We start from the raw sequence: 24,767 nt of genomic DNA on the forward strand, positions 1-24,767 counted from the left end.
AACTGCACCTCCTCTAAGTCTAAGACTCGCCTGATATGAAAGGTGATCTTATCGATACTTAAACCTTTCCAGAGCGGTTGTAGCACGGGTGCTACAAACAATAACATTAAAATACTAACACATCACTACTTTTAAGTCAATCTTTTCATGACATGTTTTTGAAAGGCCAAACGATATTTTCGATATCTCCATTCTTGTACAATCTTGATGAATAAAAAAATACATAAAACAAATATAAAAAGAGATCGAGGTAAGAGAATAAAGGTAATAATAAGTGCTAATGAAATGGTTAGCAATGAAATTAACATAAACCATTCATAATTTCTAGCTTTCCTACTGTAAAGAAGTATTAAAGAAAAAACAATCCTACCACCATCTAATGGCCAAATAGGAACTAAGTTAATTAATAATAAAATTAATTGTATTTTTAAAAAAGGTTCTGCAAATAATGGATCTAGCATTGGGGTAATCATCATGCAACAAAAAGTAGCGATTGGACCACCTATTGCTATAATTAATTGCTTTTTTGGATTTAGGGATGTACCACCTGCAAGCTCTATTTCCCCGCCATAAGGCATGATAACACATCGTTCAACTTTTACTTTAGTTAACCAAGCTGCAATTAAGTGCCCAAGTTCATGAACAATTAAAGACGTTAAAATCATTGCATAATACGCTACATCTCCGTATAGGACCATCCCAAAGAGTAATGGTAAAAATAGTGGATGAATGACCATTCCTTTCACGATGGTACGAACTCTCTCATCCATTTAATGGTTTCATCTAAATTCAAACGTTTCCCATTCGTTTCAATTTGAATATATAAATCCCCTGAATTTTCTTTGTTAGCAATGGTCTGGCCTTTTCCGATTGAAGTATATGGTAATGTCGTAAAAGCATCGACAAATCCATATGTTACAGTCGTGTTATTTTCATAAAATACAGAAATGGTTTTGCCCGTATACGTATTATGTCCAGTATAGACGACTAGTCCATTTTCAATGGCCACAATTGGTAGACCTTGTTCAAATGTTAATAAATACCCGTCATTATACGGTTTAACCGCTACAAATGATAATAATTCATTATCAACTGCTTCAGAAGAAACTGCAATAGTGGGATCTTCCTCCGTTACGAATACATCCCGTAATACATTTCGCATAAAGTTCAAGTCTTCAGAACTATATACAATTTTTTTAATATCGGTATTCATTTTTCCGCTCTCTTGTAAATGATTTGTTGCAAGAACTGTTACACATAAAATCCCAGCACCAATCCATTTCCACTTTTTTAACAAGATATCATCCATTCCCATTTTTTATAGTATATGAAAGTTATTAAATTAAGATTCTAAGAGAATGGTAAAAGAAAAAGTGAAAAATTTATGCTAATACAGTAGAGTCCTCTAAATACCTCGATTCAATATAAAAAACTAGTAATCTAAAATATAAAAATCCCTTAAGCAACAACATACTTAAGGGATCAACATGTAAGCTATCTAGAAAAAAGAGATTTAATTTTTGCAAATACACCTTTTTGATCATCGTCTAATGACATTAAAGGAACTGATTCGCCTAAAATTCTACGAGCAATATTGCGGTAACCTAATGAAGCTTTATTATTCGGATCCATTACAATCGGTTCTCCTTTATTGGAAGAACTGATTACTTCATCTGCCTCAACAATAATACCTAATAGATCAATAGATAAGTGAGTTGTAATGTCGTTTACATCTAGTGTATCTCCGTTATTCATCAGCTTTTTACGAACACGATTAATAATTAAACGTGGCGGTTCTATTTCTTCTTGTTCTAATAAGCCGATAATTCGGTCTGCATCACGAACTGCAGAAATTTCTGGAGTCGTTACAACTATTGCGCGATCAGCACCAGCCACAGCATTACGATACCCTTGCTCAATTCCAGCAGGGCAATCGATTAAAACATAATCATATTCGCGTTTTAACTCGTCTATTAAGCTCTTCATCTGCTTTGGATTAACAGCATTTTTATCTGTCGTTTGAGCAGCAGGCAATAAAAATAGTTTCTCATCAACACGTTTGTCTCTTACGATTGCTTGATGAATCTTACAACGGCCTTCGATTACATCTACTAAATCATAAATGATACGATTCTCTAGACCTAGTACAACATCAAGATTACGTAAACCAATATCAGTATCTACTAAACATACTTTTTTACCTTGAAGAGCCAATGCAGTTCCAAGATTTGCGGTAGTCGTCGTTTTACCAACACCGCCTTTTCCTGAAGTAATTACAATTGCTTCACCCACATTAGCTTCCCCCTTGTACAATATTTAAAGTCGGACGTAAATTCCTTGCTTCTTGCAAGCGATCATAAGTAATGACGCCATTATGATCGATAAATGCGAATATTTGATCTAAATGTTGACTAACGAATGGTTTTTCATTTGACATAACGTCCATTTTATCTGCAATTGCGACATGTGTTGGTTCAAAATGGGAAGCAGCAATAATCGATTCTTGATTTCCTTCAATCCCAGCATGAACTTGTCCTTTCAGTTTACCAAGAACGTAAATACTACCCCCTGCTTCAACTCGTCCATTTGGATTCACGTCACCAATAATAACGATGTCCCCCGTAGCTTTTACAATTTGACCTGAGCGAACAATTCCAAAAAAGGTGTCACGTTTACTTGCAAGAATCAGCTCATTACTTTCTTCAACACTAATCACTTCACTATAAACATTTGATACATGCATTTTACCAGATTGCTCTACAACTTGAACTAAATCTTTTTTCTGTTCTTTTGTCAAAAAACGGTACCCCAAATCAAGTTGAACATCTACTTTATTATCGATACCGCCTTCAGAAACTCTACTTTCAAGCTCTTCTATTAAATCAGCGTAGGCGCAACAGTCATCAAGTCGAAGTACCAATCCTTCTTTTGTCCCTTTAATATGGACAAGCTGTTTTTTCATATAAAGCGACACCTCACGCAAGTCTAAGTATTTTCACTAGCACGTTGTAATACACGCGCATTGATTAAGTATTTGAATACCCATCCGAGCATTACTAAGAATAGTAAATTAGCAATCATCGTTGGTATTAAGCGGATCATCATAAAATCAGTTATTGAAATCGATGTAAAATTGATAAATAAGAAGAAATAGTATAGTACTATTTCCATCAAAGCGACGAGAATTACTGATAGAAACGTAGTGATAATTAAATGTTGATGGATAAATTTAACAGTCGAACCCGCAATTAGTCCAATTAATGGGTAAAGAACTGTATATAATCCAATAATATCAATGTAAAAAACATCATACAAGAGTCCAAATATAACACCATATACTACTGCTCGTTTGCGGCTGTAGTATATCGATACGAAAATTAAATATAAAATTAAAAAGCGAGGAACTAAATAGACAATTTGTCCATTTAGTTCAATCGGTGAAAAAAGTGCAAATTCAGGTTCTAATAAAAATAATAAAATTGCTGTTAATGGAATGAGAAATCGAACAACCATTATGAATCACCTTCAACTTGTGTTTCAGTTTGTTCGTTTTTCAATTGTTCATGTTCATCGATCGTAATAACATTTCGTTTCGCAATCATGACATCTTGTAACATTGAAAAATCTGCCGCTGGTTTAATAAAGGCCATTTTCGTTAAGCCAAAATCATCCGTTGTAACTTCAGTAATTTCTCCAATTAAAATTCCTTTTGGGAATATTCCACCTAATCCAGAAGAAATAACGAGTTCTCCTTCTTTAACTTCAAAGCTTGAATCGATTCGCTTCATTATTAATTCATTACGTTCAACATCAAATCCTTCTATTAAACCGAAAATCTCTTCATTTTCTCCCTGAATAACGGCAGAAACACGAAAATTCGGATTGTTGGTTTGAATAAGTTCCACCTCTGAAGTTAAGGGTGTAACTAGACTTATTTTACCAATTAATCCTTTAGATGTCATGACTGCCATATTCACTTCTATACCGTGTGAAGAACCTTTATCTAAAATAATCTTTTCTTCCCATTGGTCAGGATTTCGTGCGATTACAGTTGCTTGAATAGGAATGTATTCTCGTAGACTGTCTTCTTTTTCCACGATATCACGCAATGAGTTATTTTCATTTTTTAGCGTATTCACTTCAGATTGTAATACCGCAAAGTCTTCTAAACGTGTTTTTAAACGTTTATTTTCTTCATAAGTATTTAATAAAGAATTAATGTCATTAAAAATTCCTGTTATGTAATTTGCTGGTTTAGCAATAAAACCTTGCGCTAAACCAACAGTATCTTTTATGAATTGTTCGGGTAATGTTGCGTTTTGACGGTCACGTAATGAGAAGCTAATCAATGCCACAATGAAAATCATGCTAACTAATAGCAATATTAATTTCTTGTTTGAAAAATGTGGCATTGTACTTCCTCCTTATTTCTTTAATTGTTGAGAACGAACTAAATCAATATGATCTAATGCTTTTCCAGTACCAATTGCAACACAATCTAAAGGATTTTCTGCAATAAATACAGGCATTTTCGTTTCATCACTTATGACTTTGTCAAGATTTCTAAGTAACGCTCCACCACCTGTAAGAACGATTCCTCTTTCCATTACGTCTGCAGAAAGTTCTGGAGGTGTCTGTTCTAGCGTCTTTTTAACCCCATCAATAATAGAAGCAATTGCTTCTTTTAATGAATCTGATATTTCTTGAGAAGTAATTTCAATTGTTTTTGGTAATCCTGTAACTAAATCTCGTCCACGAATTTCCATTTTTTCGATGTTGTCGCTCTCTACACGAGCTGTACCAATTTCAATTTTAATATTTTCGGCAGTACGCTCACCAATTGTTAGATTATATGCTTTACGAATATAGCTAATAATTGCTTGATCCATTGCATCTCCACCGATACGAACTGAATCACTTGTTACAATACCACCTAATGAAATAACCGCAACTTCAGTAGTTCCTCCACCAATATCAACAACCATAGAACCCGTTGGATCCCATACTGGTAAATTAGCACCGATTGCAGCTGCAAATGGTTCTTCAATTGTAAACGCTTCTTTTGCACCAGCTTGTCTACTTGCATCAATTACCGCGCGTTGTTCTACAGTAGTTATTCCGTAAGGTACACAAATCATAACATTTGGTTTTTTCCAATTAGAACCTGAATTTTTAAGCGCTTGTCTTAAATAATATTGGATCATTGCAGTCGTAATATCAAAATCTGCAATTACTCCATCTTTCATTGGTCGAATGGCAACAATTGAACCTGGTGTACGACCAATCATGTTCTTTGCATCATTTCCTACTGCGACAATATCTCCAGTTTTAGTATTCTTGGCTACGACTGAAGGTTCACGTAAAACAATTCCCTTCCCTTTAATAAATACTAATGTATTAGCTGTGCCAAGATCGATCCCGACATCTTTATTTCCTAGTCCAAACAAGTTTTGTACTCCCTTTCTCTAAGCCAGGACAAAAATCTAGTCCTTAAATCATAAGATTTATTATAGCTGATTAATTAGAAAAATTATAGTATAGATGTAATCCTTCACTAAAATTTGTAGAACTTTGTTTTTTAGTGTTGATAGGAGAACAAACTACCTTCAATTGAAAATACATCAACTATTACTTTTATTTCGTTGTGTTTTCCAAATCGTCAACTTTCATTGTATTTGTATTTTGCCCATAGAACAAATAAAAAATTTATTGAACTTATTACATTCGTATGACTAAATTCTCCAAATAACAAGACGTATTAAAATAAAATAGGTTCTTTCGAAATGTTTATGTAATATTGTAAAAAACTCGACCAAAAATAGATCGAGTTTTTAATATAGCTAATATTTGATGAAATATAATGTTTTTTAAAAAAAATATTTTTTACATTACATATAACCTTTTTCCTTTAAACTAATAAATTGATGATCCCCAATAATGATATGATCGATGAGGTCAATTCCAATAATATAACCTGCCTCTTGCAATCTCTTAGTAACATCAATATCTTCTGGACTAGGAGTCGGTACCCCACTTGGATGATTATGGGAACAAATAATTGAAGCGGCTGATCGTTTCACTGCTTCTCGAAATATTTCACGTGGATGTACAATTGAGGAGTTAAGACTGCCTATAAAGATGGTTTGTTTATGGATAATTTGATTTTTTGTATTTAGAAATAGTACGACAAAATGTTCTTGGTTTAAGGACGACATTTCCGGCATTAGGAAGCTGGCCGCATCATGGGGAGAACGGATTGTAAAACGATTATTGACTTGCATTTGTGCTAATCTTCTACCGAGCTCTATTGCAGCCAAAAGCTGTACCGCTTTAGCTTCACCAATCCCTTTTATCGATACGATTTCCTCTAGAGTCGCATGTTTTAGTTCATGTATTTGTTCGAAATAAGTTAATACCCGATTTGCTAGTGACAAAACAGATTCTTGTTTTGTACCAGTTCGAAGTAGTATAGCTATTAATTCTTGGTTGGACAGACTTTGAGCACCTTGTCTCATCAACCTTTCCCTTGGACGATCATTTATATGGACATCACGAATCATTAATTCTGGAAAAGCATTCACTACCAATCATTCATCACTTCCTAAAAATATGTAGAATATTTAAAGTGATCAACTTTTCAAAAACCGCTGCTAATGGAAATCCGACGACGTTATTATAATCACCTTCTATGCGGTCGATAAACAATGCACCACCAGTTTGAATACCATATCCTCCTGCCTTATCAAAAGGATCTCCGGTATCAACATAGGCTTTAATTAGAGCGGGTGATAGGTTTTTAAAATATACTTTCGTTTCTTCAACAAAGGTTTCTTCATTTCCATTGCTATTAATAACTGCTATAGCAGTCATGACAGAATGGCAATTATTTGAAAGCTTCTCTAAATGATCAATTGCCTCTTCTATTGTTTTTGGTTTATGAAGAAGTTGATTTTGAAAAACAACAACAGTATCTGCACCAATGATCGTTTTACCTGGTTCTTTTTTAGCAACATCACGAGCTTTCAATAATGCTACTTCCCGCACATAGTTTTCCATCGTATCTGCTTTGACAGATGTTTCCTCCACATCACTTGATACAACCTCAAAAGGTACGCCAAGTTTAGAAAGCAATTCTTTTCGTCTCGGTGAAGCAGAAGCGAGTACGATTTTGTGGTTTGTTTTAAATTTCATGACCATTCCTCCTAGCTCTATCATACCCTAGGAGAATTGTTTTGAAAAATTTGATTGGTAGTTAAAAAAACGACTTTTGACTATAAATCATCATGTTAAAATTGTATTTTCAAGCAGTTATTTTGCTCAAAATAATGCTTTAATAAATGAACACGCGTAACATCTAAATCACTTGAAAGGTTTGACATTGCTGTAGTTATCGTTTGCCAATCAGTAGGTAAATTTTCCGGAATATCAGTACCTTCAAAATAATATTTTGAACGTTCTTCACTTGATAGTAAAATTGGAACATTTTGAATCGATGGGTTTGTACAGGCACCACCAGAGAATGTAAATGATTTTATGAATGAAGCCGGATCATCTGTTTTAGTAATTCCCTCTTTAGTTGATGAAATTTCTGACCAAATGTAATAACTATTGTCCACTTTTACAATAGCACTTAGATTTAATGAAGGATAACTAGCCATGAATTCCGTAGCACCATTAAATGACGAAAAAACACCGTATTGATTTGCATAAAATTGTTTATCAAATAAATCGCTAGAAGGTGTATTTGTTTGTTCAGACACAACAGGTACAGTTTCTTCCTGTCCTGCCTCTTCACTTTGTTCAGCAGTCTCTTGTTGTAGTTCTTCTGATTTCATCGAGTTTAAAATAAAGACAAAAAAGACAACACCAATTATGCCAGCTATTGAACCAAATATTGTTGCTTGAATGAGTTCTTTTCGACCGATTATTCTTGAAAATTTCATGCATATCACCTCTAGTCTACCGTATCAAACCTAAAACAAAAAAAGACAAGGACTATGTCGCCTCGTCAAAAATATTTATCGCAATAATGCCCATAAATCGTTAAAAATATACATAATTCTATTTATTATGAAAAAGTCATGACAATGTAATTTAAGGGTCCTTCATCACATCTTATTGTTATCCAGTAATTGCTGGCGGATTTCAGCTAGTAAGTAAAGGGAACCTGTTACAATTGTTTTTCCCTCGGCCATACTTCTAGTCTTTAAAAAGGCAATTGGATCCTTCAGAACAATCTTATTGTTCGCATTCGACAAATTCAACATTTCTTCTGCATTCATTGCGCGTGGATTCGAAAAGTCAACAAAATAAAATTGATTGCTTACATTTTCCAATATTGAAAGTACGTTTTTAATATCTTTATCTGCTAACATACCAACGACAAATGTAATCTCTTCATTTTGAAAATGTTGTTTAATCGTTTGAGCAAGCTTATTTGCACTGTCAGGGTTATGTGCACCGTCAAAATATACATTATATAGAACTTCTTCAAATCGACCAGGTACCTTAGCATTTTCAATCGCTTCTCGAACCTTACTATCTGAAATGTTGATTTGAAAATGTTGTGCAACTTCTATGAAGGCAGTTATTGCTAATGCCATATTGTTGCCTTGATGGTCTCCAAGTAATGCACGATGTAAATGATCAATTCGAATGTTTTTATTTTCATTTACATAAATATCACCATCATTACTTAGTTCCACTTGAAAATCAGAACCTATTCGATAAAGTGGTGCATTATTTTGTTTTGCTTCCTTTTCGATAACTTCTATTGCTTCTTCCGGTAAGTTACCGATAACTACTGGTCTATTTTCCTTAATAATACCAGCTTTATGAGATGCGATACTCTCAATTGAGTTACCAAGGAAACGAGTATGTTCTAACGAAATGCTAGGAATAACCGAAACAATAGGGGTAATCACATTTGTACTATCTTCTCTACCACCCATTCCTGCTTCCAGTAAAACTAAATCAACATTATGATTTTTAAAATGAAGGAATGCTGCACAAGTAAGCAATTCAAAATCAGTAAGTAATCCACTTATATTCAATTTCTTAAAAGTAGCAAATATTCCATCCATTTCTTTTGGTGAGATGGGGTTCCCGTTAATTTGTATTTGATCATGAACATCTACAATACACGGTGACATAAATTTTCCAACGGTTAAACCATGATTTAACGCGATGTTTTCTATGAAAGTAAGTGTGGACCCTTTTCCATTCGTTCCAGCTAAATGGACCACTTGTAATGATTTATGTGGATTATCTAATAAATGCAATGCACTTTTTATCGCTTCTAAACCAGGTTTAATGGATGCATCACTATTTACTTCCCATTTTTTCTTGTATTCATCTAGTTTTGGAATCATATAAACTGATCCTTCTTTCTAATATTCATTGAATTAGAGTTTGTCTAACTTCAGCAATAAAGTACAATGAACCAGTTATCACAAGTAGTTCATCATTAGCTAATTCATCTATTTCTGATTCAATCAATTGTTTCCAATCTTTATTTACAATAACTGTAGGATGTTTTGATTGTGAAGCAAGTAATTCCGCTTCTGCTCGTCTTGGTAATGGAATTTCTGTAAAGCACATTTTTTGAGCAACTTGATCCATCAATTCAATACTTTTCTGATGGTCCTTATCTAATAATGCTGCATAGATAAATTTGTACTTTTTATTTGGCTCAACATCCTTTAATGTGCTTATTAGTGCACTTGTCCCTTCAGAATTATGGGCACCATCAATAATAATTTGCTTCCCGATTCTTTCAAATCTACCTTCCCATTTAGCTTTTCCTAAAGCTACTCGTATTGTATCTTTTGTAATGGTAGGAGCATAAATTAAAGAAGCAGTAATCGCTAAAGCTGCATTATCTACTTGATGGCTCCCCTCCATTACAAGTGGAATTTCCTCTATTTCATTTAACGAGGAGCGGTAATTAAAATATAAAGGATTTCCTTTTTCTATCACTTTAGTTTGAATATCTTTTCCTAGAAAATAAATTTGGGAATTCATTTCTTGTGCTTGTTTATTAATCACTTCAATTGCTTCAGCATTTTTAACACCTACAACAACTGGAATATTATTTTTAATAATTCCCGCTTTTTCTGAAGCTATTTTTCCATAAGTGTCTCCTAATATTTCTGTATGTTCTAAAGAAATAGTTGTAATGATTGACACTTTAGGTGTAATAACATTCGTTGAATCGATTCGGCCACCGATGCCAGCTTCAATTAGTGCTATGTCCACTCTTTCATCAGCAAAATGTTGAAATGCAATAAGCATCATCACTTCAAAAAATGTCGGGTACTTACCTTCGAGCTTATCCTCAATAATCGTTGCTATTCTATTGGCATAAGTAAGGAATTTCTCATCCGATATTTGTTTTTTATTGATCGTAACCCGTTCGTTCGCTCTTTCTAAATGTGGCGATGTAAATGCACCAACTTGTAATCCATGAGTCATTAATATTTCTCTAGTCGCATTTAGGGTTGAACCTTTCCCATTGGAACCCGCAAAGTGCATAAACTGGATGGACCAGTGTGGATTTCCTAATTCTTTTAATATAATCTGAACAGCTTCTAACGGCTTTCCCTTATATTGGCTAGCCTTTAACTGAAAAATAAAATTCGTACATTCTTCAATCGTCTGAAACATATGTAATCGCCTCGATTAAGTTGATAAGTTTAAGAAAAAATGCCCTAGCTTACACTAGGACATCTTTAATGATATTACATATTTTTTAATTCTGCTAAACGTTTTTCAACTGCTTCATATTTTTCTTGGTAATCAGCTAGTTTTTCACGTTCTTTTGCAACAAGAGCTTCTGGTGCTTTAGAAACGAATTTTTCGTTAGATAGTTTACCTGAAACAAGTTTAACTTCTTTAGCCCATTTTTCAAGCTCTTTAGATAAACGTTCAATTTCTTCCTCTAGGTTAATTAACCCAGCTAATGGTAAGAACAATTCTGCACCAGTTACTACAGCTGTCATTGATTGTGCTGGTGCTTCGATATTTACGCCAATTGTAAGTGTTTCTGGATTACAGAATTTTTCTAAATACGCACGATTTTCTTCAAGAACCACTTTAGTTGCCTCATCTTTTGCAGCAATATATAAAGGAACTTGCTTACTCATCGGTGTATTTACTTCTGCACGAATATTACGAACAGAGCGAATGATTTCTGTTAAAAGCTTCATGCTGTCTGCATCTTGTGCAAAATTAAATTCTTCTTTCACTGTCGGCCATGGAGCAATAGTAATAGATTCCCCTTCATGTGGAAGGTGTTGCCAAATTTCTTCCGTAATAAATGGCATCATTGGATGTAATAATCGCATTGTATTGTCTAGAACATATGCTAATACAGAACGAGTTGTTTTCTTTGCAGCTTCATCTTCACCGTATAATGGAAGTTTCGCCATTTCGATATACCATGAACAGAAGTCATCCCAGATGAAGTTATAAAGTTCACGACCAACTTCTCCAAATTCATATTTGTCAGATAAAGTTGTCACACGTTCAATTGTTTCATTTAAACGAGTTAATATCCATTTATCGGCAACATTCAAATTGCCAGTTAAGTCGATCTCTTCGAATGTTAAACCTTCCATGTTCATAAGTGCGAAACGGGAAGCATTCCAAATTTTGTTAGCAAAATTCCAAGTTGATTCAACTTTCTCATTTGTATAACGTAAGTCTTGACCAGGAGATGAACCTGTTGCTAGGAAGTAACGTAGTGAGTCAGCACCGTATTGGTCAATTACATCCATTGGATCTACACCGTTACCAAGAGACTTACTCATTTTACGTCCTTCTCCGTCACGAACTAAACCGTGGATTAAAACATCTTTAAATGGACGAACACCTGTAAATTCTTTCCCTTGGAAAATCATACGGCTAACCCAGAAGAAAATAATGTCATAACCAGTTACTAATGTATTTGTTGGGTAGTAGCGTTTATATTCTTCATTTTCTGTATCTGGCCAACCCATAGTTGAAAACGGCCATAATGCAGATGAGAACCAAGTATCAAGAACGTCTTCATCTTGTGTCCAGTTTTCGCTATCTGCTGGTGCTTCTTTACCAACATAAATTTCGCCAGTTTCGTTGTGGTACCAAGCTGGGATTTGATGGCCCCACCAAAGTTGACGAGAAATACACCAGTCGTGAATATTTTCCATCCAACGGTTATAAGTGTTCTCAAAGCGGTTAGGAACAAAGTTTACTTTCTCATCTTCGTGTTTTTGGATTTCTAATGCTTGCTCTGCAAGTGGTCCCATTTTTACGAACCATTGTGCAGATAAGTACGGTTCAACAACTGCACCAGAACGTTCAGAGTGACCAACTTGATGCGTATGTGGTTCGATCTCAACAAGAACGCCAGCTTCTTGTAAATCTTTTACGATTTGTTTACGGCATTCGAAACGATCCATTCCTGCGTATTTACCTGCAAGGTCATTCATTGTTCCGTCTTCATTCATAACTAAAATTCTTTCTAAGTTATGACGGTTACCTACTTCAAAGTCATTTGGATCATGAGCAGGAGTCATTTTAACTACACCAGTTCCAAATTCCATATCAACATAATCATCAGCAACAATAGGGATTTCACGACCAACGATTGGAAGAATTACAGTTTTACCAACTAAATGTTTATAACGTTCATCTTCAGGATGTACTGCAACACCAGAGTCACCTAACATTGTTTCCGGACGTGTTGTAGCTACTCTTAATTTACCTGAGCCATCAGCTAAAGGATATTCCATATGATAGAATGCACCTTCAACCTCTTTATGAATTACTTCAATATCGGAAAGTGCAGTTTTTGCAGCTGGATCCCAGTTAATAATACGTTCTCCACGATAAATTAATCCTTTTTCGTATAATTTAACGAAAACTTCTTTTACCGCATCTGAAAGACCTTTATCTAATGTAAAACGTTCACGTGTGTAATCAAGAGCTAAACCAAGCTTTGACCATTGTGCACGAATATGACTAGCATATTCCTCTTTCCATTCCCAAGTTTTTTCAAGGAATTTTTCACGTCCTAAATCATAGCGGGATAATCCTTCAGCACGTAATTTTTCCTCGACTTTTGCTTGAGTTGCAATCCCTGCATGGTCCATACCAGGTAACCATAATGCATCATAACCTTGCATACGTTTCATACGAATAAGAATGTCTTGTAATGTTGTATCCCATGCATGACCAAGATGTAATTTACCCGTTACGTTTGGAGGTGGAATTACAATTGAATATGGTTCTTTCCCACTTTCCGGTTGTGCTTCGAAGTACTTTCCTTGTAGCCACCATTCGTAACGACCAGCTTCAATACTTTGTGGATCGTATTTTGTTGGCATTGAAATGTTTTGTTCTGTCATATGTTTGACTCCTCCTTGTAGTAATAAAAAGAAAAATAAAAAAACCCCTCTCGTCTTAAAAAGGACGAAGGAGTTTTACATTTATTCCGCGGTACCACCTTTATTCTAAGTCGATGATCAAGTATAAAACATTGAGATCGTCTTAGCTCTCGAATCGATAACGGTGTTTAACCGACATTTTGCTACTACTATTTCACAAAAGTTGCTCTTAGGCTACCTTCAAATGAATGATTGCAGAAACTTTTCAGCTACCGTTTCCTCTCTAATGCAAGCATGATCATTTTACTCTTCCTATTCATCGCATCACTATTGAACTAAAATTTTAAACTGTTCATATTGTATAATATAACATTAACAGTTTTCAAGTGACAATGAATTTATCTTGGATTTAATTTTTCTTGTGTAGGGTGAATTTTCCCAATAATCACGCGAAAACAAGCCATTTGGAAGGGAAGTGAACCTTTATGAAACGGAAAAGAAGAAGAAAAGGTTATAATCCTTATCTACTACCGCCTAAGTTGAGAAAAATTAGATTTTATTGCAAACAGATCATCATACCATTAGTTGTTTTCCAAGGGTTACGAACATTATTTTTCCCAACAACAGGAGATTTTTTATTTTTAATACTTTTAATCTTTATTGCTTGGTTACTCTGGACTGACTTTATTTGAATTAAGATTAAGAAGTGTGTAGGATTCACTTAAACTGGAGAAGAAATCATCATCATCAAATGCAGCGTCTTTTGTTTGTTGTTGTAATATATTTGATGTTTGAACATAATCATTTTGCTGATTTTCTTTTTGACTTTCAACAAAAATTTCTTCAACTTCAGGCTCTACATCATTTGATGAAAGTATAATCTCATCAGGTTCAAAGAAATTTGTAATACTTTCTTCAAAGATTGCTTCTTCCGGAATCTGTACTTCATCAAGTCTTTCTTCTAACTGATTTTCTAAATCACTTTCAACTTCAAATGGCTCTTCGCTTACCTCAACTAGATCTAGTTTTTCAGTATTTGGCTCTTGAATCATTTCGGCAAAAGCAGTTGCACTAGGTATTTCAAGAGGTACACTGCTTGATTCTAAATAAGATTCAAATGTCTGATTTATTTCCTCAAATTGAGGTTCAACCGCTTCCTCAAATTGAAGTTCAACCGCTTCCTCAGAGATTGTACAACAAACATCCCAGCTTACTGTAGCACATGAACCGTCATATACATTGTGTTGAATATTATCTACAGTAATTTCTGGGTTGCTACCAACTGGTAATTTTTCTTTCGGTAAGTTCACTTCTAAAGGTAAAGCATACTCAAAATACCCATTATTATCGTTTAATTCTAAATGTTCAATAAGTGTTCCTTCACTGTATTCAGGTAACTCATGCGGATCAAAACGTACAGTTGAAGTGATATGGTATATCCCTACTAATCTAAAACAATCTTCTGTCTCAATCAATTGCCAACGTGGTTTTATATCAACAGAAACAACATCTTCTACAATCCCTAACTCTTCTGGAAAAACAAATTGTGTTCTTAAATCCCAATTATAATTTTGCACTGATATCCCTCCCGCTAATACAATATGCGATAGAATTTCAAGTATGCAAAATAGCTCCATTCAAATTGAAATAATAGATTATTCATTTTCAACCTATTATTCTGAACAATTAACTACCTAATATCTATGTATAAACATCAATGAAAAAAGTGCCTTGCTCTATACATTAGAGTCAAGACACCTTTTATTTTATCTAGCTAATTTTTCAAATACTGTATGGAACGCTTGAATTGTTTTCTCAATATGCTCTTCTGTATGAGCAGTTGAGATAAATAAACCTTCGAACTGAGACGGTGGTAAGTAAATACCTTCCTCAGCCATTAGTTTATAATACTCAGCAAATAATGCAAGATCAGATGTTTTCGCTGTTGCAAAGTCTACTACATCTTCATTTGTTAAGAATAAACCAATCATTGAACCTGCACGGTTAACAGTATGAGGAATATTAAACTTCGTTGCAGCTTCACGAATGCCAGCTTCAAGTTTGTCGCCAAGCTTTTTAAAGTATTCATATGATTCAGGTGTTAAACGAGATAATGTCTCAATACCTGCAGTCATTGCAAGCGGATTACCTGATAAAGTACCAGCCTGATAAACAGGTCCAGCTGGCGCAACATGTTCCATAATGTCGCGACGTCCACCATACGCACCAACAGGAAGTCCTCCACCTACTACTTTACCTAGACATGTAATATCAGGAGTAATTCCGTAATAACCTTGCGCACATTGATAGTCCACTCGGAAACCAGTCATTACTTCGTCAAAAATTAGTAATGAACCATTTTCTTTAGTCACTTGGCGTAATCCTTCTAAGAATCCAGCTTTAGGAGGAACGACACCCATATTACCTGCAACAGGCTCCACGATTACTGCAGCAATTTGTTCTCCAAATTTCTCAAAAACAACTTTTACAGCTTCCAGGTCATTGTATGCTACAGTCATTGTATTTTTGGCGATATCTGCAGGCACACCTGGGCTATCAGGTAACCCAAGAGTTGCAACTCCTGATCCTGCTTTAATTAATAAAGAGTCTCCATGACCATGGTAAGAACCCTCAAATTTTAAAATGAAATCTCTTCCTGTGTATCCACGTGCTAAACGTAACGCAGCCATTGTTGCTTCTGTTCCCGAAGATACAAAACGTACCATTTCGACTGATGGAACTCGCTCAATCACAAGCTCTGCTAATTTATTTTCTAGTAGAGTAGGTGCACCAAAAGAAGTCCCATTCACAGCTTGTTCTTGAATTGCCTTCACAACATCAGGATGAGAGTGACCTAAAATAAGTGGCCCCCAACTTAATACGTAATCAATATATTCGTTACCATCAATATCTTTAATAATCGCTCCATTACCTGATTCGATAAAAATTGGATTAATGTTAACTGACTTAAAAGCACGAACAGGGCTATTAACCCCACCAGGCATTAAATTTACAGCTTCTTCAAATGCGTGAATCGATTTCTCATAAGTTTTCATGTTATTTCTCCTCCAACCATCGAGCTACATCTTTTGCATGATATGTAAGGATAATATCTGCACCTGCTCGTTTCATGCCTAGTAATGTTTCTAACACAACTGATTTTTCATCTATCCAACCATTTTGTGCTGCAGCTTTAATCATTGCATATTCACCTGATACGTTATAAGCAACAACCGGCACTGGGAAGTTATTTCGTACGTCACGAATAATATCTAAATATGATAATGCAGGTTTAACGATTAAGAAATCTGCACCTTCTTCGATATCTGATTGAGCTTCACGAATAGCTTCTAAACGGTTAGCTGGATCCATTTGATACGTTTTACGATCACCAAATTGAGGTGCTCCGTCTGCAGCTTCGCGGAATGGACCGTAATAGCTAGATGCATATTTAACAGCGTAAGACATAATTGGCACGTCCTCAAAGCCAGCTTCATCTAATGCTGTACGAATTGCAATCACAAATCCATCCATCATATTCGATGGAGCAATAATATCTGCTCCAGCTTTAGCTTGAGATATAGCTGTACGAGCTAATATATCAAGGGACGGATCGTTTAGAATTTTTTCACCTTCTACAACTCCACAATGTCCATGATCGGTAAATTCACATAAACATGTATCCGCAATAACTAAAAGTTCTGGATGGCGTTCTTTAATCTGACGAGTCGCTTTTTGTACGATTCCATGGTCATGAAAAGCACCTGTACCAACAGCATCCTTTTCAGCTGGAATTCCAAATAAAATAATTGCAGGAATTCCGAGACTTACTACCTCATCTACTTCTTCGTCTAAACGATCTAAAGAGTATTGAAATACTCCAGGCATCGACTTAACCGGATTTTTAATATTTTCCCCATCCATTACGAATATAGGATATATTAAATCTTCTTTGTGTAAGTAAGTTTCTTTTACCATAGAACGCATTTTAGCGGATGAACGTAATCTTCGGTGTCTACTAAAATTCAATTGTGTCATATAGATAAATCCTCCTATTTAATGATTTCATCTAAAACTGATTCCATTGTGTAAGTGTTTGGTTGATAAGTGACATGTGCTCCATGTTTCTTAAGGGCATTGCTTGTAATATGACCAATACTAGCAATTTTAATCTTATCCCAACCCACAGAAGGTGCAATATGTATAGCAAATGCATCCACTGCAGATGGACTTGCAAATATCACTAAAAGTTCAGATCGATTTTCGATCAAACTCTTTAACTTTTGAAGATGATTACTCGACTCTTCAGTATCATAAACATTCCATTCCGTTACGTTAAATGGCAAGCCTTCTTTAATTGTATCTCTAGCTTTTTTCCCTCTTACAAATAAACAACTAGATTTAGGTTCTGCTATTTTAGGAAATTCTTTTACGAACACATCTGCGCTAAAAACGGAAGGAACAAAATGAACAGTAAATCCGTTAGATATTAACTTTTTTCTTGTCTTAGAGCCGACTGCAGCAATTTTCCCACTAAAATCAGCGGGTGTAAAGTGATGTCGATTCATTTTTGCACCAAATGTTTCAACTCCGTTTTGACTAGTAAATATCAACCAATCAAAATTTCTTGCCATTTCTAATTGCATATAGTCATAAGGTTCAATAATTTCTACGGTTTGAATAAGTGGGCAAGCAATCGCTTCTCCACCTAATTGCTCAATTTTCTGTAAAACAGTTGTCGTCACCGATGAACCAGTAACAACAACTGTTTTTCCTGATAAGGGTTGAGATTTAAGCATCTAGCTCAGCCTTTACTTGTTGAATCAGCTCATATGCTCCTTGCTCAGTTAATTTCTTAGCAACTTCTTTACCTAACTCAACAGGATTAGAACCAGTCTTTGTCTCTTCAAAGAATACCGTTGCATCTGGATGTGCTACAAGTCCTTTAAAAGTAATCGTATCTCCAGTTGTTTGTGCAAATCCAGCAATTGGTACCTGACAGCCACCATCCATAGCAGCTAAAAAGGCTCTTTCAGCAAAGGCTTCATTCCACGTAGTTTGATCTGTTAATTTTGCTAATTCAGCTAATAACTCTTCGTCATCAGCTCGACATTCAATACCAAGTGTTCCTTGAGCTACAGCTGGTAAACAAATGTTTGTATCTAAATATTCCGTTACAACATCGTCATTCCAACCTAAGCGTTTTAATCCAGCTGCTGCTAAAATAATTGCATCATAGTTTTCATTTTCTAATTTAGCTAAACGTGTATCAACGTTTCCACGAATCCATTTGATTTCTAAATCTGGACGTACTTTTTTCAATTGTGCGCTACGACGTAATGAGCTTGTCCCAACAATTGCGTATTGAGGTAGTTCTTTAAATTTCACATGACCTTTTGAGATGAAGGCATCACGTGGGTCTTCTCTTTTTGGGATACAGCCAATTACTAATCCGTCCGGTAACACAGCAGGCATATCCTTCATAGAGTGAACAGCAAAATCAATTTCTTTATCCATTAAAGCTTGTTCAATTTCTTTAACAAACAAGCCTTTTCCACCAACCTTTGAAAGCTGTACATCTAATATACGGTCCCCTTTAGTGACAATTTCCTTCACTTCAAATTCAAATGGAGCACCAGCTTTTTTCATCTGTTCGATAAACCAATTTGTTTGGGTTAATGCTAATTTACTTTTTCTAGAACCTACTATAATTTTTCTCAACTAAATCAGACCTTTCTATCCTCGATGTGTGCTTATATAGGTAATTTCGTCGCAAGTGTTCATCTTAAAACGAAATCTAATACCATAAGTGGAAGTTTGAAAGTTTACTTCCTAAAAAGAAATTGATCACTACTAGTAAAAAAGTATAAATATTTGCCCACGAATAATTTAATCCAGAAAGTTTTCCTCTACGATGTAAAACTAAGATTATTAAATAGATAACAAAAATGATGAAAGAACCAATGATTTTCGCATCAATCACGGACAATCCCTCTAAAGTCATAAATGCCCATTCTAACCCTAAAAGTATACTTATAAAAAATAGGGGATTCCCAATTAATATTGAGCTATTGATCCACATGCTGATTTGTTGTAGAGAAGGTAATCTACTCCATAATTTTGAAAACTTTTTCTTTTTTAGAATTTTGTACAAAATTAAATATAAAACAGAAAATACAAAAGTTAGAGTAAAAGTTGCGTAAGATAAAATCGCAAAACTTATATGAATGATCAACATTTCAGATACAGCAGATTCACCAAGTGGATTTTGCACTTGATCAGGTGCAAATAAATGAATCGTAACAAATATAAAACCTAAAATATTGATAAAGAAAACAGGTAAATCCACTCTAGCAATACAATGTAATATGATTGAAATGGTGATCAGCAGCCAAGCGTAAAAATAGACACCTTCTATTAACGTTAAGACTGGAAACCTTTTCATTTCCATAATGTACAATAAAAAGAAAACCGTTTGCATGACCCATACAATTGAAACAATCCAAAAAGCTGTACGGCGTATTTTTGCTTGTTTATAAAAATAATCGATGAAATAAAGAACAATACTCAACGCATATAAGATGACCATCATCTCATAAGCACGGGTCATTGTAACGTCAATCATTCGCATCCCTTCTCCATAAAAAATTACAAAAACTTCATCAAAAATAATAAAAGCGTTTTTCGTATCTAGTTTATCATATAGATACGAAAACGCCTCATGTAGATTCTTAATACAATCTCAACACATTATTTAATAAGATAGTTTGGTATTTACAACTAACTCAGTATTAGCTATATGTTGTGAAGTTTGTTGTTGCTTTTGCAATTCTTCTTGAACCGCTTCCTCAATTCCAAAAATTTGTTGGAATAATTGTAACTGTTCGTTGGCTTGTTTTGAATTTGCTAACTCTTTTGCCTGAAGAATCGGTTCTTTTAACAATTGATTAATAATGGATTTCGTATGCTTATTTAGTATTTTTCTTTCACGATCTGTTAAATTAGGCATTTTATTTTCAATACTTGTCATTGTTTCTTCTTGTATGCGACTCGCCTTCTTACGTAATGCTGAAATAACTGGAACAACTCCTAGAGTAGCAATCCAATCTTTAAATTGAGAAACCTCGTCTGTAATCATGTGAGATATTTCTCTTGCAGCTTTTTCACGTTCTGCCAGATTTGCTTCAACGATACCTTGTAAATCATCGATATCATATAGGAAAACGTTTGGTAAATCCCCGATTTTCGGATCTAGATCTCGTGGTACAGCGATATCAACCATGAATAATGGTTTCCCTTTTCTTAAGCGTTCAACAAATTGCATTAATTCTAAATCAATGACATAATCAGTCGATCCAGTTGAGCTGATTAAAATGTCAGCTTCTAGTAATGTGCATTGTAATTCCTGCATCGATTTAGCTTGTCCGTTGAATTTTTCAGCTAATTTTTGTGCTTTTTCAAAAGTACGATTAATAACTGTAACTTTTCCAACACCACTACCTGCTAAATTTTGAGCAGCTAACTCACCCATTTTACCAGCACCTAATATCGCAACATGCTTATGTTTTAATGAACCAAATATTTTCTTTGCTAATTCAACTGCTGCATAAGACACAGATACTGCATTTTCATTAATAGTTGTTTCGTTATGTGCACGTTTAGCAAAAGTAACTGCCTGTTTAAATAAATGATTATAAACTGTGCCAGTTGCCCCAACTTCTTGTGCTTTCATAAAACTTTTCTTAACTTGTCCAAGAATTTGTGTTTCACCTAATACCATCGAGTCAATTCCACTTGTTACACGGAATAAATGATTTAGGGAATCATCATTTTCACGAATATATAAATGTTGATCAAATTCTTCAACTGGGATATCAAACCATTTTGCTAAAAATTGTTTGATATAATAACGTCCTGTATGTAATTGATCGACAACTGCATAAATTTCTGTTCGATTACATGTTGAAACAATTACGTCTTCTAATATGCTTTTTTCTTTTCTCAGCGCTGCCATTGCATTCGGTAAATCGCTTTCAATAAATGACAATTTTTCTCGAATTTCGACAGGGGCAGTTTTGTAATTCAAGCCTACTACTAGTGTATGCATTGAACTCTACACCTCACCTTATTTATTCCAGTTTTTATTTTAACATAAAGATTGGGATGTCCAACAGTAATTTGTGAACATGCTATGAATTGATAACGATTTCTTATTTAGAATAATTCTAAACTAAGTGTATCAAATATAGCATCGATTTTCAACGAATCGGATTGAAATAATGTATACAGTTTATTATTAAGAAAAAAAGATGTTTTTAAAACCGATGAATCAATTTAGTTAAAAACATCTTTCTTTCTAAAATGATACAGAAGATATGTACATCAATTACATTCTTTTTTTAATTTCATTCCATGCTTGGTCAAGTCCAAGTCCTGTTTCTGAAGAAAACACAATTAGTGGATCTGATGGGTCCATGTTTAACGTTGTTTTTACAACTTTTTTATGCTTGTCCCATTTACCTTTTGGAATTTTATCGGCTTTTGTTGCAATTACAATTGTCGGAATGTTGTAATGTTTTAAGAAATCATACATCATCCGATCATCTTCTGTTGGGGAATGTCTTAGATCAACGATTAAAAGTACAGCACGTAAAACATTACGTGCTGTAATATATCGTTCAATCATTTGGCCCCAAGCTTCTCGATCTTTTTTTGATACTTTTGCATATCCATAACCTGGTACGTCAACAAAGAATAATTGCTCCTCTATTTTATAGAAGTTTAAAGTCTGAGTTTTTCCAGGCTTAGATGAAGTTCGAGCTAACGCTTTTCTTCCAATCATTTTATTAATGAATGATGATTTCCCTACATTCGACCGGCCAGCTAATGCAAACTCCGGCAGGTCATCGATAGGATACTGTTCTGGTTTTACAGCACTAATCACCATTTCAACATTATTTACTTTCATTTTTAAAACCTCCAACTAGTGCTATATTGAGCACTTCGTCAGCAGAAGAAACCGGCTTAAATGTTAACTGTTCACGAATACTTTCAGGAATATCGTCAATATCTCGGATGTTATCCTTAGGAATGACAATTGTTGTTAATCCAGCTCTATGGGCACCTAGGGATTTTTCTTTTAACCCACCAATTGGTAATACCCTTCCTCGTAATGTAATCTCACCTGTCATACCTACTTCACGTTTAATTGGTTTGTTTGTAATTGCAGATACTAAAGCTGTGCACATTGTTATTCCAGCAGAAGGACCGTCTTTTGGTACTGCCCCTTCCGGAACGTGGATGTGAATATCATGTTCATCGAAGTAGTTATTATCTATTCCTAATTGACTGGATAATGAACGTACATAAGATAAAGCTGTTTGAGCAGATTCTTTCATTACTTCACCAAGTTTACCAGTAAGTTGGATTTTGCCTTTACCTGGAGTTAATGCAACCTCAATTTGTAAAGTATCTCCACCAACAGTCGTATAAGCAAGACCAGTTGCTACACCTATTTGGTTTTCAGTTTCTGCTTGCCCATAATGGAATTTATGTTTTCCTAACAATTCAATTAATACTTTTTGATTAACAGTAACACGCTTTTTATCGCCTGATACAATGATTTTTGCTGCTTTACGACAAAGTGTTGCTATTTGACGTTGTAAATTACGAACTCCTGCTTCACGAGTGTAATAACGGATAAGATCAATAATTGCCTCATCCTTAAGAGCAAATTGCGTTTTCTTCAATCCATTTTCCTCTACTTGTTTTGGAATTAAATGGTTTTTCGCAATTTGTGTTTTTTCAAATTCTGTATAACCAGCAATCGATATAACTTCCATACGGTCTAAAAGTGGACCTGGAATTGTACTTAAATCGTTTGCTGTAGCGATAAACATTACTTGAGACAGATTGTAAGGTTCTTCAAGATAATGATCACTAAAATTGTGATTTTGTTCAGGGTCAAGTACTTCAAGCATTGCTGCAGAAGGATCTCCTCTAAAATCGTTCGACATTTTATCTATTTCATCAAGTAAAAATACAGGGTTAATAGTTCCTGCCTTTTTCATACCTTGAATAATGCGACCAGGCATAGCCCCAACATAGGTACGACGGTGACCACGAATTTCTGATTCATCGCGTACACCACCTAATGAAATACGAACAAATTTACGATCAAGACTTTCAGCTACAGATTTTGCTAATGACGTTTTCCCTACACCAGGAGGTCCAACTAAACAAAGAATTGGTCCTCGAACGGATTGGGTTAACTGACGGACTGATAAATATTCTAAAATACGTTCCTTAACCTTTTCTAGTCCGTCATGATCACGATTTAATATTTCTTCAGCATGTTTAATATCTAATCGGTCTGTAGTAGCAATTGTCCAAGGTATCGAAACAAGCCATTCAATATAGTTACGGATTACGCCACTTTCTGCACTCGCAGCTGGTAATTTTTCGTAACGATCTAACTCTTTATATGCCACTTTTTGTGTAGATTCCGGCATTCCAGAGCTTTCGATTTTTTTACGCAATTCAGCGATTTCACCAGTTTTTCCTTCACGGTCACCTAGTTCAGATTGAATTGCTTTCATTTGTTCTCTTAGATAATACTCTTTTTGAGTACGTTCCATTGCTTGCTTTACTTTAGAGTTAATTTTCTTCTCTAAATTGAGTACTTCTTGCTCATCATGCAGTCGAATAATGAGGTTATCTAATCGCTTTTTAATATTAAAAATACTTAAGATTTCTTGTTTTTCTGCAATTTTCAAAGGAAGATGTGACGCAATCACATCTGCAAGACGACCTGGTTCATTAATATCTACTACTGAATCGATTGTTTCCGTAGTAATTTTATTAGAAGATTTAGCATACTTTTCAAAGTAGTTCAATAATGTACGCATCAATGCTTCTGTTTCTGCATCTTTATCAACCGGATCTTCATATAATTCAACAGTAACAGTAGTAAATTTTTTTTCTTCTGAGTATTCTTTGATTTCGCCTCGGCTAATACCTTCAACTAAAATTCGTAATGTTCCATTTGGCAACTTTAACATTTGTTTAACATTAACAAGGGTACCAATTGTATATAAGTCTTCTTGTTCCGGACTTTCAACTCGTAAATCTTTTTGAGTTGCTAAAAATATTTGATTATCATCCAGCATCGCATGTTCTAATGCAGCAACTGATCGTGCTCTACCTACATCAATATGTAAAACCATTGAAGGGTAAACTAATAATCCACGCAAAGGCAATAATGGTTTTTTTAAATTTGTTTTGCTCATGCGATTATTCACCTCCATTTTTTTATCTATAACATACGCTTACCTAGTATGTGATAAAAAACTAACATTTCTCTAGGCATAGTGTTAACAATTTTTAGAGAGTACATGTACA

Annotated in this window: 22 protein-coding genes and 2 other annotated features; all 22 genes read right to left on the reverse strand. The window is 34.7% G+C overall.

Annotated elements, in window-relative coordinates; all coding sequences use genetic code 11:
* Nucleotides 1-12 precede the first annotated feature (12 nt).
* Nucleotides 13-89, reverse strand: a sequence feature (ribosomal protein L21 leader region).
* A gap of 42 nt (nucleotides 90-131) precedes the next feature.
* Nucleotides 132-770, reverse strand: coding sequence for a site-2 protease family protein (locus ACOQFO_RS11825; RefSeq protein ID WP_421689868.1), 639 nt, complete (start codon nucleotides 768-770; stop codon nucleotides 132-134).
* Nucleotides 743-1,297, reverse strand: a complete 555-nt coding sequence (locus tag ACOQFO_RS11830; RefSeq protein WP_421689869.1) for a M23 family metallopeptidase — start codon at nucleotides 1,295-1,297, stop codon at nucleotides 743-745. The genes ACOQFO_RS11825 and ACOQFO_RS11830 overlap by 28 nt, the downstream gene beginning before the upstream one ends.
* A gap of 197 nt (nucleotides 1,298-1,494) precedes the next feature.
* Nucleotides 1,495-2,292, reverse strand: coding sequence for a septum site-determining protein MinD (gene minD / locus ACOQFO_RS11835; protein WP_421689870.1), 798 nt, complete (start codon nucleotides 2,290-2,292; stop codon nucleotides 1,495-1,497).
* A gap of 1 nt (nucleotide 2,293) precedes the next feature.
* Nucleotides 2,294-2,962: a septum site-determining protein MinC gene (locus ACOQFO_RS11840; protein WP_421689871.1), complete on the reverse strand. Its 669-nt coding sequence runs from the start codon at nucleotides 2,960-2,962 to the stop codon at nucleotides 2,294-2,296.
* 23 nt (nucleotides 2,963-2,985) lie between these two features.
* Complete coding sequence (gene mreD, locus ACOQFO_RS11845) at nucleotides 2,986-3,513, reverse strand: rod shape-determining protein MreD (protein WP_421689872.1); 528 nt, start codon at nucleotides 3,511-3,513, stop codon at nucleotides 2,986-2,988.
* A complete protein-coding gene (gene mreC / locus ACOQFO_RS11850) occupies nucleotides 3,513-4,412 on the reverse strand; it encodes a rod shape-determining protein MreC (protein WP_421689873.1) in 900 nt (299 codons plus the stop codon). The genes mreD and mreC overlap by 1 nt, the downstream gene beginning before the upstream one ends.
* Nucleotides 4,413-4,424: 12 nt before the next feature.
* Nucleotides 4,425-5,447 carry a rod shape-determining protein gene (locus ACOQFO_RS11855; RefSeq protein WP_421689874.1) on the reverse strand — a complete coding sequence of 341 codons (1,023 nt, stop codon included), beginning with the start codon at nucleotides 5,445-5,447 and terminating at the stop codon, nucleotides 4,425-4,427.
* Between the two features lie 441 nt (nucleotides 5,448-5,888).
* Complete coding sequence (radC, locus tag ACOQFO_RS11860; protein WP_421689910.1) at nucleotides 5,889-6,560, reverse strand: RadC family protein; 672 nt, start codon at nucleotides 6,558-6,560, stop codon at nucleotides 5,889-5,891.
* A gap of 34 nt (nucleotides 6,561-6,594) precedes the next feature.
* Nucleotides 6,595-7,191 (reverse strand): Maf family protein, encoded by a 597-nt coding sequence (locus ACOQFO_RS11865; protein ID WP_421689875.1) that lies wholly within the window; start codon nucleotides 7,189-7,191, stop codon nucleotides 6,595-6,597.
* A 95-nt stretch (nucleotides 7,192-7,286) separates the two neighbouring features.
* Nucleotides 7,287-7,943 (reverse strand): hypothetical protein, encoded by a 657-nt coding sequence (locus ACOQFO_RS11870; RefSeq protein WP_421689876.1) that lies wholly within the window; start codon nucleotides 7,941-7,943, stop codon nucleotides 7,287-7,289.
* A 165-nt stretch (nucleotides 7,944-8,108) separates the two neighbouring features.
* On the reverse strand, nucleotides 8,109-9,371 hold the full coding sequence (locus ACOQFO_RS11875) for a bifunctional folylpolyglutamate synthase/dihydrofolate synthase (protein ID WP_421689877.1): 1,263 nt from the start codon (nucleotides 9,369-9,371) through the stop codon (nucleotides 8,109-8,111).
* Between the two features lie 25 nt (nucleotides 9,372-9,396).
* A complete protein-coding gene (locus ACOQFO_RS11880; RefSeq protein ID WP_421689878.1) occupies nucleotides 9,397-10,665 on the reverse strand; it encodes a bifunctional folylpolyglutamate synthase/dihydrofolate synthase in 1,269 nt (422 codons plus the stop codon).
* Nucleotides 10,666-10,739: 74 nt separating this feature from the next.
* The gene (locus ACOQFO_RS11885; RefSeq protein WP_421689879.1) at nucleotides 10,740-13,388 is read right to left on the reverse strand and encodes a valine--tRNA ligase; all 2,649 of its coding nucleotides are present in this window, start codon (nucleotides 13,386-13,388) and stop codon (nucleotides 10,740-10,742) included.
* Nucleotides 13,389-13,445: 57 nt separating this feature from the next.
* Nucleotides 13,446-13,696, reverse strand: a binding site (T-box leader).
* 339 nt (nucleotides 13,697-14,035) lie between these two features.
* Nucleotides 14,036-14,944, reverse strand: coding sequence for a hypothetical protein (locus tag ACOQFO_RS11890; RefSeq protein ID WP_421689880.1), 909 nt, complete (start codon nucleotides 14,942-14,944; stop codon nucleotides 14,036-14,038).
* A gap of 189 nt (nucleotides 14,945-15,133) precedes the next feature.
* Nucleotides 15,134-16,423 carry a glutamate-1-semialdehyde 2,1-aminomutase gene (hemL, locus tag ACOQFO_RS11895; protein ID WP_421689881.1) on the reverse strand — a complete coding sequence of 430 codons (1,290 nt, stop codon included), beginning with the start codon at nucleotides 16,421-16,423 and terminating at the stop codon, nucleotides 15,134-15,136.
* A 1-nt stretch (nucleotide 16,424) separates the two neighbouring features.
* Nucleotides 16,425-17,405 (reverse strand): porphobilinogen synthase, encoded by a 981-nt coding sequence (hemB, locus tag ACOQFO_RS11900; protein ID WP_421689882.1) that lies wholly within the window; start codon nucleotides 17,403-17,405, stop codon nucleotides 16,425-16,427.
* A gap of 14 nt (nucleotides 17,406-17,419) precedes the next feature.
* Entirely contained in the window at nucleotides 17,420-18,166 is a 747-nt protein-coding gene (locus tag ACOQFO_RS11905) for a uroporphyrinogen-III synthase (protein WP_421689883.1), read from the reverse strand.
* Nucleotides 18,159-19,088: a hydroxymethylbilane synthase gene (gene hemC / locus ACOQFO_RS11910; RefSeq protein ID WP_421689884.1), complete on the reverse strand. Its 930-nt coding sequence runs from the start codon at nucleotides 19,086-19,088 to the stop codon at nucleotides 18,159-18,161. Before hemC ends, ACOQFO_RS11905 begins: the two co-directional genes overlap by 8 nt.
* 76 nt (nucleotides 19,089-19,164) lie before the next feature.
* A complete protein-coding gene (ccsA, locus tag ACOQFO_RS11915) occupies nucleotides 19,165-19,992 on the reverse strand; it encodes a cytochrome c biogenesis protein CcsA (protein ID WP_421689885.1) in 828 nt (275 codons plus the stop codon).
* Nucleotides 19,993-20,121: 129 nt separating this feature from the next.
* Entirely contained in the window at nucleotides 20,122-21,474 is a 1,353-nt protein-coding gene (gene hemA, locus ACOQFO_RS11920; RefSeq protein ID WP_421689886.1) for a glutamyl-tRNA reductase, read from the reverse strand.
* Between the two features lie 279 nt (nucleotides 21,475-21,753).
* Nucleotides 21,754-22,335, reverse strand: coding sequence for a ribosome biogenesis GTP-binding protein YihA/YsxC (gene yihA, locus ACOQFO_RS11925; protein WP_421689887.1), 582 nt, complete (start codon nucleotides 22,333-22,335; stop codon nucleotides 21,754-21,756).
* Nucleotides 22,322-24,655, reverse strand: coding sequence for an endopeptidase La (lon, locus tag ACOQFO_RS11930; protein WP_421689888.1), 2,334 nt, complete (start codon nucleotides 24,653-24,655; stop codon nucleotides 22,322-22,324). Before lon ends, yihA begins: the two co-directional genes overlap by 14 nt.
* Between the last annotated feature and the right edge of the window lie 112 nt (nucleotides 24,656-24,767).

It is taken from the genome of Ureibacillus sp. MALMAid1270, from assembly GCF_049202975.1.
Taxonomy (GTDB): Bacteria; Bacillota; Bacilli; order Bacillales_A; family Planococcaceae; genus Ureibacillus.

Excerpts from the sequence above, each read along its gene's own strand:
- hemL (WP_421689881.1), bottom strand. The coding sequence starts at position 16,423 with ATGAAAACTTATGAGAAATCGATTCACGCATTTGAAGAAGCTGTAAAT.
- ACOQFO_RS11880 (WP_421689878.1), bottom strand. The coding sequence starts at position 10,665 with ATGTTTCAGACGATTGAAGAATGTACGAATTTTATTTTTCAGTTAAAG.
- ACOQFO_RS11875 (WP_421689877.1), bottom strand. The coding sequence starts at position 9,371 with ATGATTCCAAAACTAGATGAATACAAGAAAAAATGGGAAGTAAATAGT.
- ACOQFO_RS11905 (WP_421689883.1), bottom strand. The coding sequence starts at position 18,166 with ATGCTTAAATCTCAACCCTTATCAGGAAAAACAGTTGTTGTTACTGGT.
- hemB (WP_421689882.1), bottom strand. The coding sequence starts at position 17,405 with ATGACACAATTGAATTTTAGTAGACACCGAAGATTACGTTCATCCGCT.
- hemA (WP_421689886.1), bottom strand. The coding sequence starts at position 21,474 with ATGCATACACTAGTAGTAGGCTTGAATTACAAAACTGCCCCTGTCGAA.
- ACOQFO_RS11865 (WP_421689875.1), bottom strand. The coding sequence starts at position 7,191 with ATGAAATTTAAAACAAACCACAAAATCGTACTCGCTTCTGCTTCACCG.
- ACOQFO_RS11825 (WP_421689868.1), bottom strand. The coding sequence starts at position 770 with ATGGATGAGAGAGTTCGTACCATCGTGAAAGGAATGGTCATTCATCCA.
- mreC (WP_421689873.1), bottom strand. The coding sequence starts at position 4,412 with ATGCCACATTTTTCAAACAAGAAATTAATATTGCTATTAGTTAGCATG.
- ACOQFO_RS11870 (WP_421689876.1), bottom strand. The coding sequence starts at position 7,943 with ATGAAATTTTCAAGAATAATCGGTCGAAAAGAACTCATTCAAGCAACA.
- lon (WP_421689888.1), bottom strand. The coding sequence starts at position 24,655 with ATGAGCAAAACAAATTTAAAAAAACCATTATTGCCTTTGCGTGGATTA.
- yihA (WP_421689887.1), bottom strand. The coding sequence starts at position 22,335 with ATGAAAGTAAATAATGTTGAAATGGTGATTAGTGCTGTAAAACCAGAA.
- radC (WP_421689910.1), bottom strand. The coding sequence starts at position 6,560 with ATGATTCGTGATGTCCATATAAATGATCGTCCAAGGGAAAGGTTGATG.
- ccsA (WP_421689885.1), bottom strand. The coding sequence starts at position 19,992 with ATGATTGACGTTACAATGACCCGTGCTTATGAGATGATGGTCATCTTA.
- ACOQFO_RS11840 (WP_421689871.1), bottom strand. The coding sequence starts at position 2,962 with ATGAAAAAACAGCTTGTCCATATTAAAGGGACAAAAGAAGGATTGGTA.
- ACOQFO_RS11885 (WP_421689879.1), bottom strand. The coding sequence starts at position 13,388 with ATGACAGAACAAAACATTTCAATGCCAACAAAATACGATCCACAAAGT.
- mreD (WP_421689872.1), bottom strand. The coding sequence starts at position 3,513 with ATGGTTGTTCGATTTCTCATTCCATTAACAGCAATTTTATTATTTTTA.